19 protein-coding genes are annotated in these 25,411 nt (G+C 56.0%); 8 read left to right on the top strand and 11 right to left on the bottom strand.

The window, feature by feature from the left end:
* Nucleotides 1–5: 5 nt before the first annotated feature.
* The 4 genes from VLM75_13855 to VLM75_13840 all read right to left on the bottom strand — a co-directional run bounded on the left by VLM75_13855 (nt 6) and on the right by VLM75_13840 (nt 5,019).
* Nucleotides 6–539, bottom strand: a complete 534-nt coding sequence (locus VLM75_13855) for a MarR family winged helix-turn-helix transcriptional regulator (protein HSV98000.1) — start codon at nt 537–539, stop codon at nt 6–8.
* A gap of 103 nt (nt 540–642) precedes the next feature.
* Nucleotides 643–2,583 (bottom strand): helicase C-terminal domain-containing protein, encoded by a 1,941-nt coding sequence (locus VLM75_13850; GenBank protein ID HSV97999.1) that lies wholly within the window; start codon nt 2,581–2,583, stop codon nt 643–645.
* A gap of 102 nt (nt 2,584–2,685) precedes the next feature.
* The gene (locus tag VLM75_13845; protein HSV97998.1) at nt 2,686–4,695 is read right to left on the bottom strand and encodes a DUF4389 domain-containing protein; all 2,010 of its coding nucleotides are present in this window, start codon (nt 4,693–4,695) and stop codon (nt 2,686–2,688) included.
* 15 nt (nt 4,696–4,710) lie between these two features.
* Nucleotides 4,711–5,019, bottom strand: a complete 309-nt coding sequence (locus VLM75_13840) for a hypothetical protein (GenBank protein HSV97997.1) — start codon at nt 5,017–5,019, stop codon at nt 4,711–4,713.
* 358 nt (nt 5,020–5,377) lie between these two features.
* Between VLM75_13840 and VLM75_13835 the strand changes: the two genes are divergently transcribed.
* Entirely contained in the window at nt 5,378–8,386 is a 3,009-nt protein-coding gene (locus VLM75_13835; protein ID HSV97996.1) for a tetratricopeptide repeat protein, read from the top strand.
* Nucleotides 8,387–8,390: 4 nt separating this feature from the next.
* Here VLM75_13835 and VLM75_13830 read toward each other — a convergent pair whose 3' ends face one another.
* Nucleotides 8,391–8,939 carry a 3D domain-containing protein gene (locus VLM75_13830; protein HSV97995.1) on the bottom strand — a complete coding sequence of 183 codons (549 nt, stop codon included), beginning with the start codon at nt 8,937–8,939 and terminating at the stop codon, nt 8,391–8,393.
* 189 nt (nt 8,940–9,128) lie between these two features.
* Here VLM75_13830 and VLM75_13825 point away from each other — a divergent pair, with 189 nt between their 5' ends.
* Nucleotides 9,129–11,555: a hypothetical protein gene (locus tag VLM75_13825; GenBank protein HSV97994.1), complete on the top strand. Its 2,427-nt coding sequence runs from the start codon at nt 9,129–9,131 to the stop codon at nt 11,553–11,555.
* Here VLM75_13825 and VLM75_13820 read toward each other — a convergent pair whose 3' ends face one another.
* Nucleotides 11,556–12,092 carry a hypothetical protein gene (locus VLM75_13820; protein ID HSV97993.1) on the bottom strand — a complete coding sequence of 179 codons (537 nt, stop codon included), beginning with the start codon at nt 12,090–12,092 and terminating at the stop codon, nt 11,556–11,558.
* 147 nt (nt 12,093–12,239) lie between these two features.
* Between VLM75_13820 and VLM75_13815 the strand changes: the two genes are divergently transcribed.
* Nucleotides 12,240–12,881 (top strand): DedA family protein, encoded by a 642-nt coding sequence (locus VLM75_13815; GenBank protein HSV97992.1) that lies wholly within the window; start codon nt 12,240–12,242, stop codon nt 12,879–12,881.
* A 4-nt stretch (nt 12,882–12,885) separates the two neighbouring features.
* Here VLM75_13815 and guaB read toward each other — a convergent pair whose 3' ends face one another.
* Nucleotides 12,886–14,382, bottom strand: a complete 1,497-nt coding sequence (guaB, locus tag VLM75_13810; protein HSV97991.1) for an IMP dehydrogenase — start codon at nt 14,380–14,382, stop codon at nt 12,886–12,888.
* A 399-nt stretch (nt 14,383–14,781) separates the two neighbouring features.
* Here guaB and VLM75_13805 point away from each other — a divergent pair, with 399 nt between their 5' ends.
* The 4 genes from VLM75_13805 (at nt 14,782) to VLM75_13790 (ending at nt 19,436) form a co-directional block, all read left to right on the top strand.
* On the top strand, nt 14,782–15,672 hold the full coding sequence (locus VLM75_13805; GenBank protein ID HSV97990.1) for a metal ABC transporter substrate-binding protein: 891 nt from the start codon (nt 14,782–14,784) through the stop codon (nt 15,670–15,672).
* Between the two features lie 26 nt (nt 15,673–15,698).
* Nucleotides 15,699–16,490 carry a metal ABC transporter ATP-binding protein gene (locus VLM75_13800; protein HSV97989.1) on the top strand — a complete coding sequence of 264 codons (792 nt, stop codon included), beginning with the start codon at nt 15,699–15,701 and terminating at the stop codon, nt 16,488–16,490.
* On the top strand, nt 16,487–17,299 hold the full coding sequence (locus tag VLM75_13795) for a metal ABC transporter permease (GenBank protein HSV97988.1): 813 nt from the start codon (nt 16,487–16,489) through the stop codon (nt 17,297–17,299). Before VLM75_13800 ends, VLM75_13795 begins: the two co-directional genes overlap by 4 nt.
* A 211-nt stretch (nt 17,300–17,510) precedes the next feature.
* The gene (locus VLM75_13790) at nt 17,511–19,436 is read left to right on the top strand and encodes a bifunctional diguanylate cyclase/phosphodiesterase (protein HSV97987.1); all 1,926 of its coding nucleotides are present in this window, start codon (nt 17,511–17,513) and stop codon (nt 19,434–19,436) included.
* A gap of 32 nt (nt 19,437–19,468) precedes the next feature.
* Here VLM75_13790 and VLM75_13785 read toward each other — a convergent pair whose 3' ends face one another.
* The 4 genes from VLM75_13785 to VLM75_13770 form a co-directional block, all read right to left on the bottom strand.
* Nucleotides 19,469–20,770: a hypothetical protein gene (locus VLM75_13785; protein ID HSV97986.1), complete on the bottom strand. Its 1,302-nt coding sequence runs from the start codon at nt 20,768–20,770 to the stop codon at nt 19,469–19,471.
* Nucleotides 20,771–20,785: 15 nt separating this feature from the next.
* On the bottom strand, nt 20,786–22,108 hold the full coding sequence (locus tag VLM75_13780) for a diguanylate cyclase (protein ID HSV97985.1): 1,323 nt from the start codon (nt 22,106–22,108) through the stop codon (nt 20,786–20,788).
* An 86-nt stretch (nt 22,109–22,194) separates the two neighbouring features.
* Nucleotides 22,195–22,989, bottom strand: coding sequence for a hypothetical protein (locus VLM75_13775; GenBank protein ID HSV97984.1), 795 nt, complete (start codon nt 22,987–22,989; stop codon nt 22,195–22,197).
* A gap of 321 nt (nt 22,990–23,310) precedes the next feature.
* Complete coding sequence (locus VLM75_13770; GenBank protein ID HSV97983.1) at nt 23,311–24,894, bottom strand: FGGY-family carbohydrate kinase; 1,584 nt, start codon at nt 24,892–24,894, stop codon at nt 23,311–23,313.
* Nucleotides 24,895–25,224: 330 nt separating this feature from the next.
* Between VLM75_13770 and VLM75_13765 the strand changes: the two genes are divergently transcribed.
* Nucleotides 25,225–25,411, top strand: a 187-nt coding sequence (locus VLM75_13765) for a hypothetical protein (GenBank protein ID HSV97982.1), incomplete at its 3' end; no start/stop codon positions are given.

Raw genomic sequence — 25,411 nt, 5'->3', positions numbered from 1 at the left:
ATCCTTCATCCGCCATCCCCCTTCGCGCCGTGCGCGCGTACTTTATTTTTTCCGGGCGCCGCTTTATCGGCCGGCACGGGCCCTGTTCCCAGAATATCGCCGAGACACTGTGCGGTCCGCACGAACGCCGCCACATCCCCGGTGGGGAAACGGGCCACGTTCATGCTTATCACCTCGAAGCTGTGTCGCTCCACGGCGGAGACCGCCGCTTCCCCGTTCGCATTGAGCCTCACCTGGACCACACGCCCGTCGGCCTCCCCCCTGCCCCGGTCGACGAGTTGCATACGACACAACCTGTCCACAAGACGCGTGGCGGTGCTGACGGGAATTCCCATCTCGTGCGCTATATCGCTCATTCTTGACGCGGAAGTGCGCCGCAAATACTGTAATAGGTATATTTCCTCGAAGGACAGCTCAAAACGCTCCACCTTTGAGCGTTCGAACCGGTAGACCGCGCGCAACGCATGGAAAAGGGCCTCGTCGAGATCCCGCCGCGAAAGCGAAATACCCGCACCGGCACCCGATTTTTTTCCTTTCATACCGTAATACTGACAGATATACTTCCATTTTGCAACTATATTTTTAAAAAATATTACGCCTTATTTCGGCCGCTGCCGCCGTCGAGGATTCATGATGTGACCGTTACCACGCCCGCTTCATGTCCGCTATCGTGTGGACCACCGTGCATTCGGGGAGTGATTTGATGAAGAACCGTCCGTAATTCTTCGAGAGAATCCTTGGGTCGAGCACTGCGACCACTCCCCTGTCCTCCCTTCCGCGGATGAGCCTGCCGAACCCCTGTTTAAAACGCAGCACCGCGGCCGGCACCTGATAGGCGTAAAACGGGTTTTCCCCACGCTCCTCCAGGCGCTCCATCCTCGCCTGCACGGGCGGCCTGTCGGGAACGGCGAAGGGAAGGCGCATCATTATCACACCTCTCAGGAGATCGCCCGGCAGGTCGATCCCCTGCCAGAATGAGTGCGTCCCCATGAGAACGGCATTGCCGGTCTCCAGGTAACGCTCCAGCGCCTCCGAGGCGGGGTATTCGCCCTGCGCGAACACCGGGTGCTCCACGACAGTCAGAAGCCGCTCGCGCACGCTTTCGAGCATCCGGTACGAGGTGAACAGGAGCAGGCAGTTGCCGTTGAGGTGGCCGATGATCTCCGCGGCAAGCCTGGCGGCATCGGCCGAGAAGGACACCCCGTCGGGCCCGCCCTCATCGCGGTTGAGCAGAAGCACCGCCTGTTTCCGGTAATCGAACGGGGACGCGAGAAGAAGCGAACGGTACGACCCGCAGCCCAGCCGTCCGGCGATATACGAAAAATCGCCGTTGACTGCCAGCGTGGCCGAAACGTACACCACGCTCTCGTACGAGCCCGACACGTCGCGGGCCATGACCCCGGCCACGTCGACCGGCTGCCCCTTAACCGTAACATCGCCCAGAAGCTCGCCTTCTCCCCTCTCGAGCCAGTACACCCAGTCCGGGTCCTCACAGCCGATGGCCGCTGTAAGTGCCTGTGCCGCGGAAAAAAGCCGGGACCTGGCGATCTCGAATTCGGTCCTGAAATGCTCGTCGTCCATCCGTTCATCGATCTCGCCCATAAGTGCGTAGAATTCGCGATACGCGGCCAGCATGTCCGGCCCCGTACGGAGCGGTTCCTTAAGCCGCCACGATGGCTTGTCGCCGGGGAGGTGCGAGCGGAGCGTCTCAAAAAATTTCTGGACCTCGGCGAAGAAGGACTCGTGCTTCGCGACCGCTTTTTTCCGGAGAGATTCGCGGGCAATCTGCGAGAGCACGGTTTTCCTGCGGCCCCGCCGGTGGAAACGTTCGGCGATATCCATCATGTCGGAGAAGCTGATGGAGAATCCCAGCTGGTCCGAGGCGATGTCCTCGAGCGAATGGGCCTCGTCGAATATGAGAACGTCCGCGGACGGAAGATAGGTTTTGCCCGAAGCGATGTTCGCGAAAAAAAGATAGTGGTTGAGTATCAGCACATCGGCCTGTTGCCAGCGCTTTCGCGCGAGCTGAAACGCACATTTCGACGAGAACCGGCAGGCGAACATGCCGCACGCGTCACTCTCGCGCGCCAGGCGCGACCAGAGCGACTGCGGCATCCTGGTGTTGAATCGGGTGATGGGGCCGCCCTTGTCCATGAGCGCGCGCAGGTCTTCCAGCCAGTGCAGTTCGGTCTTATGGAACTCGCCGCGCTCCAGCACCCCTGTGAACCGGCGGCGGCAGGGATAATTCGCGCTCCCCATGCAGAGCTCGTAAGTGAACTCCCTTCCGGTGAGGCGCCGCACCACCTCGAGCGCCACCGGTATATCCTTCTCGAGAAGCTGCTTCTGCAGCGCCCGCGTCTCGGTGCTCACCCACAGACGCTTATCATTTTCGATACAGTAGCTGACGGCGGGCACGAGGTACGCAAGAGTCTTCCCCACGCCGGTACCCGCCTCGACGAAACATTCCATCCCATCACACAGCGCTTCGATAATGAAATCGGCCATGCGCCACTGCTCCTCCCGGGGCTCGAAACGCCCGTCGACCGACGACAGTATTCCGTTTTGCCCGAAAACCTCTTTCATGGAGAAACACCGAACGAATTTGATGGGATGTGCGCATTCATGCCGGGCCGAAGGCTGGCCCGGCGGGGGTTAATAAGCAAGAACTATTTGGAACCGGTGCGTTTATTCGAACCGGAACGAAGGATAGCGGTCCACGAGCCCCGTCATGAAGGCGCTCACGTTCGCCACATAATTGAAATAGCGCACCATGAAGTCAAAGAGCACGTTGGGCCACCTTCTGGTGGCGAGGACGGCCACAAGGCCGACGAAATAAATTAGGAGCGCACCGAGCGAAAGCAGGGCGACGAGAACCAGATGCGGCAGAAGCGCCAGCACGATGCCCACCCCCGTGAGGCGGAGAAAGGCCAGGAAACGCGAGTAGCGCACGGGGTAGGTGACCGAAAGCTGCAGGGCATAATCGATATTTTTCCGCCCCGAAAAACCGGGCGTGTCCTCAACCACATCGAAGGCGCACCCGGCGAGTGAAATCGCGCCCCGCAGCGTGTTTTCCTGGACCTCGAGGAAGTCTTCGTCGGGATAGCCCCTGAAGAGCACCAGCAGCGTATTGATGAGACCCAGTATCGCCGAAACCGCCGAATACAGCATGGTGACGAAAAGCCGGGGGAGAAGCCCTATTGCAAAAAGTCCCGAAAGCCTCAGGATCGCGCCCAGACGCGAATAGGTGAGCGAGTAGTCGATTGAAAAATTGATTACCCCGCCGGGCACGGTGTCCGCGCCGGCCGGACCGCCTCTTTCCAGATCGGACCGATAGCGCGAGAATTCCCGCCTGGTCTCAATATCGAGATAATCCTCGGAGGAAGAGGCGCGTTTCGATGCCGCGCCCCTTCCGTTATCGGGCTCGAAGAGGTCTTCGGCAAACTCCTCTTTCTGCAGCTTTTCGAGGTCTATCTCCGGAAGGCCATCCTCCTCGAGCTCGTCGATTATTCTCCGATCACTCCCGCCCGCGAGGTCGTCGACGCTCAGCGACGGGTCGATCTCGCGGAGGTTGAGCTTGATGTCCTCTTCGCCGGCAGTCGTGTCGTCAATCGATCGCGCTCCCGCCGCGGAGGGAGGCTCTTCGACGACAAGCTCGTCCATTGTGAGGCCGGTATCATCAAGCGTAAGGCGCTCATCGTCGTCTATATCGACGCCCCTTTTAAGCTCCTCGACCTCGTCGAGGGTTATGTCCAGGGTATCGAGATCGATGGTTGTATCGAACTCCTCGTCCGCCGCGCGGGGAGCCCCGGACCGCCCGCCTGACGGCGCCGCCTCTTCCAGCTCGTCGAACATGAATTCATCCCCGGGAAGCGCATTGTCCGGCACGGTGCCTTTTTTCTGCGCTCCCTCGTCGAGTTCTATGTCGAGCGAATCGAGGTCTATCGTTATGCTATCGTCGACGTCGGCGGAATGCTTGGAAAATACTTCGTCGGACTTTATTTCGCTGTCGAGGATGATCTCGTCCGAAAAGTCAATCGAATCACGGGCGGCCCCCCTGGCTCCTCCCGTCCGCGGCCCGGATTTTACGCGAGGGGGCTCATCATCCAGCATGATTGAATCGAAATCGACCACATCATCCGGGACGTCCGCACCTCGCTTTGCGGGCGTGGATTTGGGTTTAACGTCGGAGTCGTCGATAAAGCTGATATCGTCGAATTCCCCCGGAGACTCCTGAATTTCCGCGCCGAGACTCTCCCCGAAGTCTTCGAGTTTCAGCGCCTCATCATCGAGCCGTTCGCCTCCCCCGGCGGCTCCGCGGTCTTTTGGCTCCTCGACCATAAGGCTGTCTATCGAGTCCAGCCCGAAATCCGCGGTGCTGAGATCGTCCTTCATTACCGGCCCCGTGTCGAGGGGAACAGAATCGAATTCCTCCAGGGCCCTGGCGAGCTCCTCGTCGGTGGGCATGGGCTCGCCCGAAACGGGTCCTTCACCCTCAGCGGAAAGATCGAGGCCCATGTCCAAATCATCAGGGCGGCCACGCTGCGCCGTCGCTGCGGCCACCGTCCGCTTTTCGCGACGATTGTCGATGATCACATTGGTCCCGCACTTGGGGCACGAGAAACCGAATTTCTTGTTGGTTATCTTGCCGTCGTCCACCGCGTAAGCAGCATCGCAATGTGTGCACCGTACTATCATCGCGCTCTCCTGACCTTATCTCCCCGGGTAGTATCGCTCATTGACGTTATGCTGCACGATCAGAAACGAAATGGGGAGAAACAGAACCATGAACCATTTAAGGTCCCTTCCGTTAAGCTCCTCCGATTTTTGCATGTACTTTAAATTGATGTAAAGGCTCCACAGGCCGAGGGTAAGCAACACGAGCAGTATGTTGGAAACCGGATTGTCGTTGAATATTCGGCTTACCCTCGCGAGCCACCAGAAATAGTACAGCCCCCCGGTAAGCACCATAAGGAGTAACAGGACTATAAGGTTATTTTCCGGGATGTTCTCGACCTTCATGAGCGCCTCTGACCTTTCTTTTCCGCCGTCGGTCCGCGGCGGTCCGTCATCAATACTAACTTATGTAACCAAACTAAAAAGTTCAATAAATAATTCCCGTCCGGCTCGCGTGAAAGGCGGCAAGTACGCGTCCGGCAATCAAATGCCGCCGACGGGAAACGCCCGTCAGTATCACGTGACGACTCTATCCTATAGTAACGGAAAAACACGCCAAATTTCTTACATTTTTTTCGGGCCTCGCGGCCGTCGATTCGAATCGTCGCCTTCAGGCCGGTAAAAAGTTCTTGTAATTTTGGCCAATTTTTCGGCCATAATGCAGGTTGCATCAGCCGGCACCCCCACGGAGCATACTACGAAAATGAGCCTGTTAAAGGAATTCAGCTATTCCGACATCCTTCAGCGACGATTGCTCTACTATAACCTCTTCGCCACGGTTTTTCTGGTATCGTTCATCTTCGCGGACATGTCCCTCGTGTTCAATTATTACGCCCCCTACGAGTCCACGTTCAGGTTTGTATTCCTCGCCGTCCTCGCGGGCCTTTTTTTCGGCAACCTCGCCGGGCGTGTGCTTTTCGCGCGAATCAGCCGTTTCCGAATGATATATTCCATATCCGATCTGGCCTTTACGATCGGTTGCGCTCTCTTTGTCGCAAGGAAGTACCTCGCCCCCGCCGGGGACGAGCCGCTGCTGGATCTTTTTTTCAATGCGCGGGGGGCGCTCTACGCCGCGATGCTGGGCGTTTCCTTTTTCGCGGGAATCAAGGGCGCTTATTTCCTCAAGATCGCATGCGGTGAGTTCATCGACGAGAAAAAGAGCCTCATCGCTTTCTTTGTTATAAGTTTTGTCGCCCTTACGGCCGGAACGGCGCACGGATTTCTGGCCTTCCGCCTCCCCCCGGCCTATTACCTCGGCCTCATTCCTTTTCTGATCATTCTGCCCACGGTCTTTCTCATTAAGCTTCCCTACAGCCCTCCGACGCTCTACGCCCAGGAATACAAAGAGCACCATCCGGAAGAAAAAACCGCCGCGCAGAAGAGGGAAGATCTCGCATTCGCCTATCTGAATTTTTCCTATGTTCTCGTATATCTCTTTCTCGGCTACCAGACCGTCATTAAATTTTTCGGAAACTTTCTGCACGTGCAGATGCTTTTTATTTTCGCCTGCACGGCGGCGCTCCTGGCGGGTTTCGCCGCGGCGCGCCTTTTAAAAAAGGCGTTTCTTCCCCTTTACACCGAGGTGCTTTATCCGCCCGCGTTCATACTTTTTTTGGCGGCGATAAACTCGCTCGGGAACGCCATCGGAATCGCGGCCGGAATCGCGGTTTTTCTGCCCGTCGCGGTCGTATTCGGGTTCTCCATCTACCACACCCTGCGCGATATACTCGAGACCTACGATCATGACAGGCGGTTCGCGATTATCGATTTTTCACTTTTCGTACTCCCTGTTCCCATTCTGGCGGCGCTCCACCTGCTCGACTTCACCTATCTGTGGTTCTTCGTGATCTTTTACGCAGCGGCGCTCCTCAATACGGCGATTCCCGTCATTCACCTCATGCAGTCAAAGGCGGGGTCATGGGCGAGGGCGGTCTACCTGGCCGGGGCGGCGGCTTTCATCCCGCTCATGCTGTTCGTCCACATCAATTTCGATATTCCACTCAACAGGAAACTCTACGTGACCCACATCTCCGGTTTCGCCGATCTTGCCCCGCCCGAGGGCCCTCCGGCGCCGGGGCGCGCGAGTGCGGTTGTCCGCTTCAACGGGAGGGATATTTTCTCGGCGGATGACGGCTCGATAAAAAATCTTCAGCGTTCGCTCGTCCCGCTTGCGCTTTTCGCGCACGGTTCCGGGGACGGGCGCCCCGGGATTCTCTTTATCGACGGCAACCAGCGTTTTTTCAGAAATCCATCAATCGGTTACTTCCCCGGCGCCGTATGTCTCGATTATGTTCCGGACCGCTCCGTCGATTTCAGGCAATCGCCGTTCACCGGAAAGGACTTTTATTTCACCGAGCGGGGCGAAATCCTGCGCCACCTGAGCGTCCAGCGCGGCCCGATGGGGATGATCGTCGATATTCCCAATCTCTATGACCTTTCCTGCAACCGATTCCGGTTTTCCGGGGAATACTATCGGATAGTTCGCCGCGCGCTTTCGCGCAATGGGCTGTTCGTCCAGGTGCTCAACCTCTCTCACAGCGCGCCCTCGACGCTCAACGGGGCCCTGTCCGGGATGAAGAAAACATTCCGGCATTTCGCCGGTTTCCTTTTTTCCGACCACCTCGTGGTCGTATGCGCCGATGAACAGTCCGCTCTTGCCCTGAAGGGCGAGGGCTTGGACAGACTGGCCTTGCTGTTCAAAGAGAAGCCCGCCCTTACCGGGCTCTTCGTCAACGAGTATCAGCCGCTCGCTCATCTTCTTTTCACCGATATCGACGATCTCCTCGTCCATCTTACCGGAACGGACCGGCCCGCTTGGCCGTGCTCCGACAAAGGCTCCCGGTACAATCTCACCGAACCGCTTGAAAACAGCTACCTGTCGGACAATTCGAGAATCGCGGATCTCGTCCCCCCCGAAGGCACGTTGTATTATTTCAGGGCGGGGATACTTTCGGAAATCCAGGGCCGCACCCAGGCCTTTACCCTTCTTAAAAAGGCCGGGCTTATGGAGGTCCGCGGGGAATTTGACGGTGAGACGGCAGTCCTTGCGCAGCTGCGCAGGATGGGGCATTATATGCAGGATCTGCGCACCTATATCAATGCGCAACTGACCTTCAAGGAGCGTTATTATTATTCAGAGGCCGTGCGTCACGAAAAAGGCCGGCGCTGGGACGAGGCCGCAACGCTCTACCGGGCGATCATCCAGATAAACCCGGACAATTTCGAGGCGAACTACCGGCTCGGCATGCTGTCGATAACCGTTCAGAACCTCGACGATGCCTTCAGGTATCTCCAGCGGGCCATGGTGCTCAAGCGCGACGACACAAAGGTGCTTTACCAGATGGGGGTTCTTTACTTCGCCATGGGACGTGCGCAGGAGGCACTCGGGTATTTTAACCGCGCGATGGACCTCAGGGAAAACACCGCCTCGATTCTGCACTATACGGGCCTCTGCCATGAAAAACTTGGCAGGATACAGGAGGCCCGGTCGTATTACGAGAAAGCGTTGCTGCTCGATCCGAATGACTGTGCCATCCAGTCGAGCCTTGAGAGGGCCGGCGTGATGATCGAGGATGAAAAAAACCGGTGGAAAATGCCCGACCGGAGGAACCAGTCGGATGTTGAACAGGGTGAGAGCATTCCGCTTCCCATCAACCAATCGGCGAGGGACATCCGCCTGAGCGACAAAGAGGCCGAAGCCGCCAAAGAATAGCTCACTAGCGGTCGCCTCGCGAACCGTATTTTTTCTTTATCATGCCGACCACCGCCGAGGGCGAGTGCGGGATATGCACCGTGACGATCCGGTTCCGCCTGCGCCCGAATGCAACGCATTCATCATGCGCACCCATCGCAAGATCAAGCTTCGCTCCCTTTATCGCCCCTCCCCGGTCAAGCGCCACGTACAACACCCCGCCACAGTCGATTATGGAACCGAAGGGAATGAGCGACGTGTCGACCGCCGCCGGTCGGATACCGGAATCCAAAAGCGCCCTGATCGAAAGCCCCCCCACCGCCAACTGATCGCTCCAGTCGATCGCCGATTCGCCGTTATCGCCTGGGACAAATTCGGTGTTGCAGCACGCGCCGGGGCAATACGCAGTTATCTCACATACCATGGCCATCGTTTCGCCCTTACGGAAGAGCTCCGACTCCAGGAGCCGTTCGATGTGCGGCTCCTTTTTCACCATGGCTTCCGAAAACACAAACGCGGCAAGGATCGTAACAATGACGGCAATACCGCCCGAAACAACGGCTCTTCTGATCATGAGCAACTTTCCATTTGTCTTATAATAGCCCCAACGGCGTCAACTATCGGAAAAAACCCGGGGCGCCGTTCTTTTTTAATGAGACATAAAATAGATATTGACAATATCATGGCATTTATATAGAATTGCAAGTCGGAATAAAGTCCCTGCGGCCGGAGATCTGAACCTTATTCGCGGAGAGTACAAGAGATGACGTGGAACATTGTAACGCTCCTGTCGTGCCTGCTGGTGCTTTTTGCGTTTCGCAGGCTTGACCGTTCAAACCTGAAAATGATCAAGTTGAAGCGGTTTTCATCCAAGATCTTCAACGATTTCAGAAAACTCGCCGACACCGAGAGCCGACGCTTCAACGACGCGACGATAGAGATGGATCTGCTGGTCAAGAAGGCCGGTGGCCTCTCGACCTCCCTGAGGGAATCGGTTTCCGAGATAGAAAACAGGATAAAGGGGCTCGACATCGAGAAGTCAAGCCTCAAGAAGGTCGAAGACGACCTCAAGGTCGTCTCCCAGGCGGCGCGCGAGGTAAACAAGCAGATTGAATTCATCGCCGCGTCGAGGGCGGGCTTCGGGGACATGGCCAAAAAGATCAGCTCCCTCATCGAGGGGCTGTCCCGCATTGAGCGCGAGAGTTCTCTTCTCATACAGGCATTCAATGACAAGGTGCGCGAACGATCGCGTGAGATGGGCGATGAGATCGCCGCCCAGATAAACAGGCTGAGGGAGTCGTTCCGGGACAACGAGGCGGCACTGCTCGGGTCCGCCCAGGAAAAGGTCGACCTGCTCACGAGGTCCTTCTCCGATTCGCTGGCCCGCATGGAGCAGGGAATCACCACTGCAGGCGAGGCGATACTCGAAAACATCAAATCCCGCATCGACGCCGTAAGCCACACGGCCGACCTGCTCGAAAGCCGGGTCGATACGGCCGATCGCCGCGTGTTCACCGACATCAACGCCAAGATCGGCAGCATCGAAAAGGCGATCGAAAACTTCGAACTGGCGCTGCAGGAGACCCGCAGCCAGTCCCTTGCCGAAACCCGTTCCGACATCGCCGATATCAACTTGAAGGTCAACGCCCTCAAGTCAACGCTCTCCGATCTCGAAAACAGCGTATTCGCCGATATCAAGGACAAATCCGCCAATATCAAACGCGAGATCGCCGAGTCCATAGCGGAATTCCATCGCAGCCGCGATTCGCTCCTCGAGAAGGTTGAAACCGACATAGACAAGGTTTTCGGGAAACTCCGCACCGTGGAGAACACCATCGACGACTCCAAGTCGAAGCTTATCGCGTCTTTTGCCGACGAAGTCCAGAAGATACGGACGGAAATCGACAACCTGAGCATCCACTCCATCGCGAAAAAGGACGAGATCGTCAAGGCCGCCCGCAAAGAGGCCGAGGAAACCATCGCGAAAATCGAGGATTTCGACGAGAAATACGCCGAAATGGAGAACCGCCTCTCAGAATCGGCCGAAGAAAAGATGTCATCGCTCATCACCGAATACCACGGCGTCGAGCAACGTTTCAGTTCGCTCTCCGAGAAGCTCTCGACCATGGAGGAGCGCTTCAACGACTCGCTCGATTCCCAGATGCAGCGCGTGAAGGTGGACTTCTCGCAGATGGAACAGCGCCTCCTCGACATGAGGAAAGAGATAACCCAGTACGAGGAGAGCAGGCAGATATTCACCAAGAGCGACGATATGATCCGCAAGGTGGAGGACGCCGTTCAGAATTTCGGCGGAATGCTCAGGGAGGCCAAAGACGAGGCCAGGGGCATCCAGAAGTTTATGGACGACATCGAAAAGATAAAAGATCTGAGAAAGACCGTCGAGAAGGAGCTCAAGGCCTTCGAGGGCCGCAAGGGAAGGCTTTCGAGCTATGAAAACGAACTGGCGGGAATCATCGGACTGACCGACATGGTCACGCAGAAGATGGACGCGCTTGAGGACAAAATTTCAAAAATAGACATGGTGAGCACGCGTATCGAGACGCTCGGGCAGAGCTACGCGGGGCTTGAGGCGCGAATAACCGAGCTTCGCGAGTACGAGGACACCATCGCGCGGAACCTCGAATCGTCCCACAAGGCTGACATGCTCATAAAATCGATGGAGTCCCGGATCGGCTCCTTTCAGGCAATCGTCGAGCGCTCAGACAAGCGCATCCAGAAGCTCACCCAGTACCTGACTTCAATCGAGGAAAACACGCTGGTGCTCAAGTCGCGCGAACAGGAAATCCGCGACGTCAAGGACAAGTTCAGCGAACTCGAGGGGCTCACCGCTCACATAGAAAAGCGCATAGACCAGATCCACGCCATGTTCCAGAAAATGGAATCGATGCGCTCGGAGATCGACAGCACCGATTCGCGCCTCAAGGACATGTTCAGCCAGACCGACCGCAAGATGAAGCAGTTCGCCGACTTCCTTCAGGCCGTGGAGAACAATAATCCCATCTCGCGCCAGATGAAGGGCGACCTGCCGCCGGGCAAGAACCTTAACGATGGAGTGATTAAAACCGTTCGCGAGCTTTCAAGCAGGGGATGGAGCTCGAACGACATCGCCAAGAAGCTTTTAATCGACGAAAATTCGGTTCGGCTGATCATCAATACGGCGTCCGTCTGATCAGTGCGAGCCGGTCTTCTCGATTATCTTGTCGCGGACCTCTTTCATGATTTCATCGTCCGAAAGCGTCTTTCGCAGAATCACCCGGTACCGTACGTCGAACTGCGTCGGATACACATCCTTTTGGGGGAACCGGAAGCTCCAGCGCTGGATGTCCTCCACTATCAGCTTGTCGATCTCCATCAGGTAGGTGAGCTTTTTGGGCCGAACCTTCATGAGCCTCCCGGAATCGGGGTACAGCCATACGGCGATAATGCCCTCGCGCTCCTCGTCGATCTTGTCTAACTTTTTCAGCTCCTCTGTCATGTACTTGTCACCTCCCGGGTCGTCGTTGCGCCGTATCCGGTCGGGGTGCTGCATCTGCGCCATGAGATAGCGGTCCGACGTCATTACGACACGGAAGAGCTCTTTGGAATGCGGATCTGCCGCCAGATATTCATCAATCCGCTCCCTTAACGGGTCTCTGACATCAGCGGTTTTGCAGGAAACAAGTAAAACCGTTACAACGGCAAGGGAAAAGACCTGTAACCTTCTCACGATCACGACCTCTCATTAAGGGAGTAGCACGCGGCATGTTGGAAAGGATGATACCCGCTCCAATACGATAATCAAGGATTTTTCGCTTCACCTGACGGCTAAAATGTTTGCCTAAATCACCGAAAGCCCACACTATTCAGGATATCCATGGAAACCCAAATCGCCGAAATCCTCCCGACGCTCGCGGGTGTGAGCGACGTTCTGCTCTATCTTCTGCTTTTCGTCAGCGCGTTTGTTGAAAATGTTTTTCCCCCGATTCCCGGCGACACCATCACCGCCTTCGGCGCGTTTCTGGTGGGCACCGGCAGGCTGGATTACCTTCTGGTGTATGCAGCCACAACGCTTGGCAGCGTATGCGGTTTCGTCTGCCTGGTTCTGGTTGGGCGTTTTCTGGGAAGAGAATTTTTTATGGGGAAAGACTACCGGCACCTCCCGGCGAAGCGCATTGTGCTGGCCGAATCGTGGTTCAGGCGATATGGTTATCTCGTCGTGCTCGCCAACCGGTTTTTGCCCGGCGTCCGGTCTGTTATCTCTCTGGCGTCCGGCATCGCGCACTTGTCCCTGCCGAAGGTATTCGTTCTGGCCATCATCAGCGCGGCAACCTGGAACCTGATCTGGATTCACACCGGTTACCTGCTGGGAGATAACTGGGAACTGGTAAAAGAACGCATGGGTGCCATTCTGAGCAACTACAACATGGCCGCGCTGGCGCTCATGGCGGTCGCGGCGGCGATCTTTATAATAATCCGGCTCCGACGGAACAAACGCCGGGACACACCATCGCCCTGACGGCTTACATGTACTTGGGCTCCTTGTACGAGTACATGTCGTGCACGCCCCCCTCTATCTGGGCCGATATCGATCGCCGCTCGAAACGCAGCTCTCCGGCAAACAGCATCTCGTGCAGCCTCCTGACGCTGTTTGCCCCCATATCCTGCAGGGAATACTTGAGGCCCTGTATAAGGTAGGGCACGTAATCGAAAAGCGAGCCCTTGTCCACCACCGCACCCGAAACACCCTGCGCCACCATGATCTTGGCGTCGTCCGCGAAATATCGTTTGCCGCCGCCCTTTTCCATCGCTTCGAGTGACGCCATCCCCCGATAGCGCTTTAAACGTATGCCGTTTTCATAGAAGTATTCCCCGGGGGCCTCCTCGGTCGCCGCGAACATCGAGCCCATCATGGTTGCCGACGCGCCCAGCGACAGCGCCTTCGCGATATGCCCGGTAACGGAGATGCCGCCATCGGCGATCACCGGCACACCCTGTTTTCGCGCAAAGCGCGCACAACGGTAGATCGCCGTGGCCTGCGCCCTTCCCACCGCCATGGTGGTCTGCGTGGTGCAGATCGAGCCGGGGCCCATGCCGATGCGCAGACCGTCCGCCCCGGCCTTTATGAGGTTTTCACACTGCTCCTCGGTGACGACATTGCCGCCTATCACGTCCAGCGACGGATACTTCTTCTTTATGTATTTGATCATGTCGATCTGGTAGAGCGAATTGCCCTGCGCGGCGTCGACAACAACCACGTTGAGGCCCGCCTGCACCAGTCGATCCAATCGTTCCCTTGACTCTTCCTTTGTGGAAATCGCGGCACCCACCATGAGCTGTTTCTGGCCATCCTTGGACGCGAAGGGATACTCCCTATTTTTAAGGAGGTCGTTCCTGCACATAAACGCCACCAGGCAACCCTTTTCATCGACGATGGGGAGTTTCCCCTTTTTCGATTTTTTCAGTATTTCGTTCGCCTGAGCGAGGGATATGTCCTTTCGGGCCGTCATCAGATCGGTCGTCATCACATCCCGGAGTTTCTTTGCGCGGTCGGTTTCGAAATCCACATCACGGTTGGTCACTACCCCGACAAGTTTCGAGTAGAGCTTTCCGTCCTCCGTAATTGGGATCCCGGAGAATCCATACTTCGCCTTAATGTCGTCAATGTCGGCAATGGCGTGGTCCGGGGACAGCACCAGGGGGTCGGTGATGAAACCGTTCTCGAAGCGCTTGACCTTTTTAACATGCTCGACCTGTTCCTCGGTCGTGTTGTTGTAATGGATGAACCCGATCCCGCCGAGGAGGGCCATCCCTATCGCCATGCGGTATTCGGTGACAGTATCCATTGGGCTCGAGGTGACGGGTCTCTTTAAAGTGATGTTGCGCGTTAAGTTCGTCTCGAGATCCACGTCGTCCGGGGCGAAGTCTATATAGCCGGGAAGAATGATGAAGTCATTATAGGTCAGGCCGTGGTCCGAACAGAAAAGATCTTCCGCCGGGAAACCGTCTTTTTGTGCCATGGATTGCTCCTTTTATCGTACTCGAAGGGGGCGCGGCTGTTGCCCTCTATGGTATCATGAAAACCGCCGATTTCAACTTTTTAACCGCGAGGGGGTCGGAATATTCGTCATCCCCGGCCCGGCCGACGGGCTGCGAATCCGGCGATACCCGCCTTTGCAACGATACATTCGTTTCCGCTGATTAGGTGCCGGCACCGCAATTTGTCAAGTAAAACAACGCGACGGTCATTCCCCTGTGGATGTCTGGACCCGGCGCACACTCATTATTTCCTTGCGCAAATCGGCGAATCCTCCCACAGTTGGAAACCGTGCAGCCCCGTTCCATGGTGATCGCCTCGTTGTGGGGGCGCGCACAGACGCGGAGCAATCGTCGCCACGACCGATGAAAAGGACCGTTCAATGAAAGCGAAACCACCTCGCCTGCTTCACGCGGCCGCTGCGCTTACCGCAGTGCTCGCGCTTGTCGTGATCGTCTCGTGCGCACGCCAGGAGGGGACCAAAAGCGGTGAATTGCTGATCGCCGTCTCGATCTATCCAGTGTGCGATATTGCCCGCTCAATCGCCGGAGACCGTGCCGATGTTTTCTTCGCGGTGCCACCGGGTGCCAATCCCCATACTTTCGAGCCTCTTCCATCAACCGTGAAGCGGCTGCAGGCGTCGCAAATCTTTATCGGCATTCACCCGGAATACGACGGATGGGTTGAAAAATACCTGCGAAAAGGAACCGTCGTTTCCTATCTGATGGACCGTGGCAGTCACGACAATCCACATATCTGGCTCTCAATCGACGGCGGCCGCAGGATCGCACGCCATATCAACGCCAGGCTTTCGGAGATCGATCCCGACGGAGCGGAATACTTCAGGAAAAACCTTTTATCATACGATAAGGAACTCGCCGAGCTCGACAGGCGCATCGCCATCCTGATACGCCCGCTTCACGGCAAAAAACTTATACAGTGGCATCCGTCGTGGGACTATTTCGCGGCTGACTACGGACTCCTCATCATCGACACTATAGAGAAGGGACACGGGCACGAGCCATCTGTGCGTGATTTCAATCGCCTTGTGCAAAAGGCGCGCTCCGAGCGCGTTCGCGTCGTGGTTATCGACCTCAAGGTCCACAGCGGCGCCGCTACCGCCCTGGCGCGCGAGACCGGCGCGGTATTGCTGCAACTTGACAGCCTCGGGGATCCGGGCGACCCGGACAAATCGAACTACCCACGCATGATGGAGCACAACGCTCGCCTTCTCGCGAAAGCGCTGACCGGCGACGTTTTAGGCGGGCGCTGATGCAGGCTGATGCAGGCGCTCAAATCATGAAACATGAGGCCGAAAACAGGCACGCGGCGCTGTCCATGCGCGGAGTATGGGTCCGCTACGGTTCCACCGTGGTGCTTGAGGACATATACCTGACGGTCGACCAGGGTGAGATACTCTCCATCGTCGGGCCAAACGGCAGCGGAAAGAGTACCCTGCTCCGTACGGCGATGGGCTTTACTGCGCCTTCCGCCGGCGAGGTTCGGGTGTACGGACTCCCGCCGGCCGAGATACGACAGAGCGGGCTCATCGGTTATCTTCCACAGCGATCCGCGTACAATGCGGACTTCCCGCTCAGCGCCTACGACGTTGTAGCCATGTCTCGCTACGCACGCACCACCATCTTCGAGCGGCTCGGCGCGGACGACCGAAAGGCGATCGACAACGCGCTCGAGCGCGTTGAAATGAGCGCTCTACGGCCTCGCCACTTCGGAAGCCTGTCCGGCGGCGAGCGCCAGCGCGTGCTCATCGCGCGGGCGCTGGCGCTTCATCCGCGCATGCTCATCCTCGACGAGCCCTCGACGGGCCTGGACGCAGTCGCCCAGGACAATTTTTACCGGCTGCTTGTCGATCTCCGCGACAACGAGGGCATGACCATCATTATAGTATCGCACGATATCGGCAGCGTTTCGACCATCGTGGACAGGGTGGCCTGCCTCAAACGGAATATCCACTTCCACGGGAAACCGTCGGACGGCATGCCCGCCGCGGCGCTGGAAAAAGTTTTCGGAAGGGACGTGTATTTCCTGCATCACGACCAGAGCTGCGAAACCTGCCGGAGGGCAAAATGATGGAGCTCCTGGGAATGGCATTTTTCAAGAACGCCTTTCTCATGTGTTTTTTTCTGGGCATACTCTTCGGAACCCTTTCGTTCTTCGTCGTTATGCGCGGCCTTTCGTTCATGGGGGCCGGCATCGCGCACACCGCCTTTGCCGGCATCGCGCTGGGTCTTCTGCTCGACATCAATCCATTCTACACTTCCCTCGTTTTCTGCGTGGCCTCCGCGCTCGCAATCGGCCGGATCGTCCGTCTGGGGCGGGTCAGCTACGACGTGAGCATCGGGATTTTCTTTTCGTTTTCGATGGCGCTCGGGGCGCTCTTCATCGCATTTCGCAAGGACTACACCTTCGACATCATGGGATACCTGTTCGGGAATATCCTCGGCGTCACCGATTTCGACCTCACGCTCGTCGTCATCGCCCTTCTCGTATTTCTGCCATTCGTCGCGCTTTGCCTGCACCGCATCCTGTTCGCCTCCTTCGACGAGGAGGTTGCGGCCGTCAGCGGCGTACCGATATCCCTTCTCGAAAACGCAATGCTGATCTTCCTCGCGGCCATCATAGTCGTAAGCATTAAGATCGTGGGGATAATCCTTGTCTCGGCGCTCATCGTGCTCCCGGCGAGCTTCGGGCTTCTGTTGTCCAGGGATTTCAGACTGGTGCTCGCGGCGGGAATCGCATACACGGTGGTCATCATGCTCGGCGGATTGTTTCTCTCGTATAACCTCGACACCCCGACCGGAGCGACGATGGTGACGGGAGGGACTCTGGTTTATTTCGCCGCGCTCGGCGCGTCACGGTTTTTCGCCCATATTCGTTGAAACGAACAAGTGTTATTTTTGTTTACTTTTGCCGACGCGAATCCATAATTATACACTGTTCACGAACGGCAACCGGCACCAAATGAATTCGATCCCTGTACTTTACATATGCTTAACGATATTTTGTGCGGGATTTATCGTAAGTACCGTCATACAATCCACCTATACCCATGCGAAAACGCGCCGGACCGATACACCCCCCTCCCTTTTTTTGAACTACGCCGCCGCTGTCTATATCATAAGCGACGCGCTGGCGGTCATTTTCGCTTTCCTCGTTCCGTCGGACACGGCATTCCGGTTTTTTACGATACTGAGGGAACTATCTCCGTTGATCCTTGTTGTCCTCGCACCGTATTATCTGAACAGCGCGCTGCAGGTCCCCGACTCCATTCAAAAGCTGAACCGGATACTGTTTCCGGGCGGAATCGTCGCGGCTATCGCCATCGGTGCGCTTGTCATCTGGAACCCGGATCTGCTAATTAGGCTCAACACTTTTATTGACGGCCGCTTTGATGCAGGTGCGTCTTTTAATTCGCGCACGGGGGGCCCGCTCCTCATAGTGCGGGACGGCATCCTGACGGCATGCTTTCTCTATTCCGTAAGTATTCTGGTTTTTTGGGAAGTCCGGCAGAAGGCGTCTTCCCCATTCGTGAAAAGTCTGGTCGGTATTCTCGTATTCGGATATTTTCTATTCAGCTATCTTTACTCCACAATCTTTTCCGGCAGCCCCGCGGGTTACGGAGCAGTCCCATATCCACACTTCGGGATCGGCATAACATTCCTCATCGCGTTTATGACGATCAGGAGAATCGATATCACAAATGATTACTATTCTCAGCTGGCGGACATCAAGAAGAACATGGACAATATCGTCAGCCGCGACTCTCTGCTTGGGATTCCGAACAGGTTGGCCTTCATGCGCGATCTTCAGGCCGGAATCGAAGCGACCGGCTCCGGAGGGGCGCCGTTCTCCCTTCTTTTGCTGGATATAGATGATTTTCAAAACCTGAACGAAAGCTACGGTGAAAGCATAGGCGACCATATCCTAAAACAGTTCGCGCTTCGCCTGACCGAACTGTTCGGTAAGACGGGCAGCCTTTACCGCATCGGCGGCGATGATTTCGCTTTCCTGCTCCGTGATATCCGCTCGGAACAGGACGCCATGGATCTCGCCGACAGAATTATCACTTCACTGAGAAACCCGTTTACAATTGCCGGCGCCGCATACCTAATCACCACCAGCATCGGAGTGCTTCTGCTGCCGCGCGACGGGGCGGACGGGGAGACGGTCGTTAAAAACGCTTACAGCGTTTTGCGAAAGGCAAAAAAGACCAAAAACTCTTTAAGCGTTTTCTCGCCGGACCTTGTCGACGCCTCTGCCGATATAATTCTGACGGTCAATCTGCTCAGGGACAGCATCAGCCGCGATCTTTTCACCCTGCATTACCAGCCGATTGTAGACGATGAAGAACGGATCGTTCACGCCGAGGCACTCCTTCGCTGCACCGGTGAAAATCAATCCCTCGGAGGGCCGGGGCATTTCATTCCGATCATCGAGAAGGCGGGCCTGGCGAAGGAGGTGGACAATATGGTAATCCACAAGGCCTTTCACGACATGGAGGTGCTTGTCGGCAAACGGTTCAAGATCAGTATAAACCTTTCGACCAACCAGCTTGTCAACGCCAGATACAGCGATTTTCTTTCATCCTTCGCCGATCAGCACGGGATTGAGAACCGGAATATCATACTCGAAGTGACCGAGAACCAGTTAATGTCCAATCTTACATCCGGGAAGGAGAGTTTGAAAAAATTACGGGAGAGGGGATTTTCCATCGCGGTCGATGATTTCGGCACCGGTTTTTCATCCCTGGCCTACCTGGCCGAGCTGCCCGTCGACATCCTGAAAGTTGATATGATTTTCGTTCAGTCGGTCCCCGGCGATCCGAGAAAGGAAGCGATGGCCCGCCATATCGTTCAACTCGCTCACTCCCTCGGCCTCAAGGTGGTCGCCGAAGGCTTCGAAACCCGGGCGCAGTTCGATTTTTTCAGGGCCCTGGGGTGCGACTTTTTCCAGGGCTACCTTTTTTCGCCGCCCCTGCCGATCAAAGAATTATTGAAAAAGTACGGTAACTCCTGAATAATTCCGACGGATAGAGGCTCTTCCCCGCGTCATTTATTACCGGATATTCCGGTGATCCTGTTTTTTTTAACATTGATCCTGCCGATCGAAGTCATCAGCGCGATATGCTCGCCGGTCTCCTCTATCACGGTTCCCTTGAATGTATTCCCATCGCTCGTCTCAATAACCAGGTAACGCGCGGCAGCGGGAGTTTTTTCAGCATGGCTCAAGAAAATGTCGGCTTGGCGTACAATCTTATCGGGTAGGTCAAGATCGCCCGTCCGGTAAGCATCCGGCACGGCGGCCGTGAACTTTCCCCGGCTTTCAATCATCCCCGCAAGGACGGGGTCTTTCAATCGTTCGTTAATACGAATCGAAATCCGCGATATTTCGTTCTCACCACCCGCCCTCGACCCGATCGCGAAAAGTTTCCGGTTTGAGAGCTTCGCGTATTCCGACGCCGGATTATCCATTATGACCGACAGATAGGTCTCAACCGCCTTTGCCGGCCTGCCAAGCCCCGTATAACAGCGCGCCTTACTGAACCGTATAAATGCCAGGTTCTTCTGCGTTGCAGAGACTTCTTCTTTCTCAAGTATATCCAGAGCCTGTTTGTAGGCCATGAGGTTGACGAGCTTCCTGCTTTTCAACAGCGGATCGGCCCCGCTGCCGAGAATCCTTTCCTGCGCCCGCGCGAACCCCTCCATGTAACGTAAAAGAATCGTTGCGGTGATGGCGCTGTTTTCTCCGCTGAAATCGCGAATGATAGTCTGGTAATTTCCCTTTGCGTTGACGTTCTTCCCGGATAGCGCATAGCAGTATCCCTGATGGAGCAGGACTCCCGCTCTCACGGCGCTGTCCAATCCCCGTTTGGCGAGTACCCTGTCATACGCCTCGATTGCACGCTCGAAAAGAAAATTCCTCTCAAAATAATAGGCGAGATCAAGATCGGCGGAAACCGCGTCTTTGCCCGCGCCGAGGCGCAGGGGCCTTTTCCCGAGGACATACCGGTTCATGTTTATCACCCAGAGCGCCGGCATCGAGATCATCCTTTCAGCAAGCGGTACGGCCCGCATGTCTTCCTTTTCCCTCAGGATCAGGGATTCGATTCTCTGCTCCATTATATCGGCCTGATCCGGGGCGAGCCGCTCCTCGTACATCTTCTTGTGTATCTCATAGGTCGCCACGAGCCCTATATGATCCACACTTCCCTCGCGGTTGTCGAACTCCTGAAGGCTGCTCTTCATTTCGTTCAGTCGCACGGCGAGGGTGATATGATTGATTGCCACGAGGAAAGCGGTGACGCACAGCGATACGGCCACTACAATGGTAAATTTCCCTTTATTTTTCACTTTCAGGAAGGACCTCTACCGGGCCGTCTCCGTCCTGTTGCCGCCCTGTTGTTTCGCCTGCCGCACGGCGGTTTCCGTACGGCCGATTATATCATTGACGTCCGTGATCGTATCGAGCGAATCGGCGTCCGCGTGAAAAACGCCAATACTGACCGTCGCCGAAAACTCACCGTCCGGGGTTACCGTTTTTCTCTCCTCAATAGCAAGACGGATGCTTTCGGCCAGTTTGCGGGCATGATCCGGCGGGCTTTCCGGCGACAGAACGGCAAAAATGAGTCCTTCAAAACGCCCGACGGTATCGGTATCCGCGCAGGTCCGCCTGATCGTCTTCGCGATCTCCATTAAAACTATATTGCTTGTCTGACTTCCGTAAATATTATCTATCTCCACGGAACCGTCAACCTCCACAAGCATGAATGCTGTCCCGCTTTTTCTGATCCGCGCCCTGTTTATTTCCTCGCGAAGCCGTTCGAACATGTAATAGCGGTTAAAGAGGCCCGTCGACTGATCCATCGTTATCGATTTTTCGGTCTTCCGTTTGCTTTCTTTCGAGGCCTCCACTTCGTCGGCAAGGCCGCGCACGTTATCATGGATAGATTCCGCCATTCGATTGAACGTTTCCGCGAGAGATCCGAACTCGTCATCCCGTTCCAATAATATGCGCGTGCTATAATCACCGTTCATGAGCCGTCTGCTTCCCCGATCGAGAAGATAGATCGGATAAACTATATACCGGAAAAGCAGCGCCGCGAATACGCCATGGAAGAAAAGTATTACTATCAATACATAAACCGCCTGCGAATAAAGATTTTCAAGCGACTCGCTCATACCGCCAAGCTCTCTGGTAACGAGCAGAATTGAATTTGGCGGGGAAAAATCCACGAGCGGTATATAGAAATACATCATTTCCCGTTCTTTATCGGTTCTCAGATAATAATCCTTTCCCGCAAACGTCATCGTGGTCATGGAGCGGAGCCCGTCCTCAACATACAGCTTCGGCGGTTTAACACTCTTCCCCGAAGAAAGGAGAACATCTCCCTTTTCATTGAAAATCAGATAATCCTCGACGTGGGGTTCGATAAGCCCGACAATCTGCTTTGCCGCGCTCCCACCGGACCGTAAATCGAAGAGATATCCCTTTTCCATTTCAAGACTGAATCGCTTAATTGAATCGATAAGACCGGCGACCTGTTTTTCCGTTTCCAGACCGGTGTTCCTGCTGATAAGATCGATCTGGTTTTCGTAAATGATGGTGATGATAAAAGAGACATTAACGATGGACAGCAGAACATAGAGGAAAAAGATCCTGTACCCTATGGATCGAAATTTATTTTTCATGGCAATAATCCCGGCGCGCATAACGGCAGCGAAAAAACCTTTCCCGGTTTGCCGAGCTCGCCATCACGCCCGGATATCGCATCGGTTCAGCTCATCTCGACATACGACGAGCGATCATAATCCAGACTATCATCCAGGTCGGCCCCTCCGTGCGCAACCGAGACCAGAACGAGGTGCCGCGCCCGGCCCTTTTCGAACCGGACCCCGCGCGCCGTATCGACCGCCACATCACCATAATCGAGATCGAGGCCGAAGAGGTTCCGGAAACAGAGCTGGTACGACCACGGAAGAGAGGCCTTGTACAGGCCCGTATCCTTGCGGTTAAGGGCCAGGGCGCAGTGCGCTGAGGTCACCGCCGCGACGGTATACGGGGCCCAGGCGTTCCAACTGGCCGGATACGCACCGAGCACCGACTCCGCGGTCGCAGGGAACGCCATTCCGGTGATATTGTCATAATCGTACAAAAGGAGCTGGCCGTGGTGCGCGATCGAATACAGTCGCTTGAGGTGATCCTTCTTTATCGAGGAGAAAGTGTTTTTCCCGGCGTCTTTCGCGCGAGCGTCGAGAAACGCCGCGCCCTGCACGGACTGGCCATCGTGAAAATTTATTTTAAAAAGCATGGCAACGGAGCACAACTCGCTTTCGGGCTCGCCGGAGAGCATTAACGGCTTCATATTCAGCTTGATCTTATTGCCTGGCGTCTTCAGAAGTCGATCACTCATTATGGCGGACATGTCCTTGACGAGCGATCGGGTGATTCCCGCGTCTTCCCACAAGCCGGGGTAGGCATTCTTCACAATTCCAAAAAAAACCTCCTCCAGTTCATATACCATACTCTTCATGGTGTTTTCACCTTCCCTGACTCTGTTTATCGTTTTCATGGGCCTTCCTGAAGTTCGCAATTACAACCTTGTTTTAAAACGGACGACTGAAGCACAGTCTCCCTCCCGCCACTGGAGGAAAACCCGACACCCCCCGAACCTTATACCGGCTATTCGACCAATCGCGTCACTGCGGTGAATACCGTTTGTAATATTACTGAATTATATGGAACCGGTCAATTATTAATTATTACACCGGCGCCGGAGCGTCACCCTCGCCTTCCTGATAGATGACGCGCGTAACGAACCCCTGCACAGGATTGGGGATATGGGAAGGGGCCGTGGATGGCCCGATGGATGGGGCAGCGTACCCGAGCGTCTCTACCTTTGCGGTGGATAGCCGGTAATTTCGCGGATATCCTCGTAGAGAGGCTTCAGGCGATCATACAACTTCAGGTACACCTTCTCGAAGAGCTCGCGGTAGATGTCCCTGTTTTTAGGTATCGGATTGAAGACCTTCCCCAGACGGGTCATCGCCGCAACCGCCGCGGGGAAATCGCCGTAGATGCCAAGGCCCACCGCGGCGTCGATGGCGGCGCCAAGTGCCGATGTTTCGTAGGTATGGGGTTGCTCCGCCTGCATGTCGAAGATATCGGCGGTAAGCTGCATCGCCACGGCGCTCTGCGAACCGCCGCCGGAAACCCGCACCCGCTCAATCTTCACACCGTTGCGTTTTTCAGTGCGTATCGCCCCCTCCTTGAGCGCATAGGCCAGCCCCTCGAGGATGGAACGATAGATATGCGCACGGGTGTGTACGTCGCCGAAGCCGATCACCGCACCCTTCGCCTCCGGACCGGGTATCTTCAAACCGGGCGACCAGTACGGCTGGAGCATGAGCCCCATCGAGCCGGGCGGGATGTCCGCCACCAGCTCGTCGAAGAGCTGTTCGGGACTCATCTTTCTCTTCTGCGCTATCAACTCCTCGCGCATGCCGAACTCGCGCTTGAACCAGCTCACCATCCAGAAGCCGCGGTAGATCATCACCTCCGTGTTGTAGGCGCCGGGAACGGCGCTCGGATAGGGCGGTATGAACGGGACGATCTCAACGTATTTCGTGTTGGTGGTTTCCACCGTGGCGGTGGTGCCGTACGAAAGGCAGGCGATCTCGGGGCTCATGCATCCTGAGCCCAGCACCTCGCAGGCCTTGTCGGCCGCCGCCGCGATGAGTGGAAGCCCCGCCGGGATTCCCGTCTCGGATGATGCCTTTTTAGTGATATAGCCCAGCATCTCCGACGGCTTGACCAGCGCGGGGAGTACCGACGGGTCCATTGGAAACATCTTCCATTTCATGTCCGACGGCTTTGCCCATGCCTGCGTCTTGTAATCGAAGGGTACGAACCCCACCGTGCAGCCCGTAGAGTCGACGTATTCACCGACCAGCCGGTGCGTAAGAAAGCCGGACAGAAAGAGGAACTTGTGTGTCTTTTTCCATATCTCGGGCTGGTTCTCGCGAATCCAGTTGGACTCGCTCTCGGTGATGGCGTATTCCACGGCATCCAGGAGATTAATCGCGCGAAGCGCCGCCTTCAGCACCGGGTTGGGCCAGCTTCCCTTGCCGGCGCGGCGCTGGTCGAGCCAAACGATGGCCGGCCGGAGCGGCTTGCCGCTTCGGTCGACGTTCACCATGGTGTCGCGCTGCGTCGTCATGGTGACCCCCCGTATGGAACTCTTCGGGACTTTCGTCGAGGCGAGAAGCCTCCCGGAAGTCGCGCACAGTGCCTTCCAGTAATAATCGGGATGCTGTTCCGCCCATCCGGGCTGTTCTGAAAAATACGGCTCTATGGGGGTCTTGACGATATCGCGCAGGTTGCCCCTGGGATCGATCAGAATGGCGCGTACCGACTGCGTGCCGACGTCGATTGCAAGGATGTATTCGTTCGATTTCACGCCGCCCTTCGCCATCATCTCGTTCCTCCGTGCATATGATATGTCTCGTATCATACGAAACGCGCTTGTATAAGTCACTCACTTTTTGCATGCGCCCGGATGTTCCTGCCTGCCTCAACCTGCCACCATGAAGAGCCCGATCCACGACTGGAAGCAGATGATGGCGCTGGCCGCGCCCCGAAAGAACAAGGTGGCGGCCCCGTATTCCCGGGTGAAACCGGCCCGCATCCAGCCGGGAACACGGTTGATACAGCGGGTAAATAAACAACACCCGGTAAAAAATAGTATTGTATTAGTCCTTATACGGGGGAATCCTTGTTCCATCATTAATTCGATGGCGGCAAATAGATGGCACAGCTTATCGACAGGCCCTTGCCCATAGCACGGGACCATGTCCTTTTAAAACTGAGGTTCGACGGAGCATGCGCACCCGAGCCCGGGCAATTCGTCAATATTAAAGCCGCGCCGTGCACCGACCCGCTCGTGCGACGGCCCTTTTCCGTTTTCGATTACAACGAAGGAATAATGGAGATCG

Source organism: Spirochaetota bacterium (assembly GCA_035477215.1).
Taxonomy (GTDB): Bacteria; Spirochaetota; UBA4802; order UBA4802; family UBA5368; genus MVZN01.
This window is presented reverse-complemented; position numbering and strand designations above follow the sequence as displayed.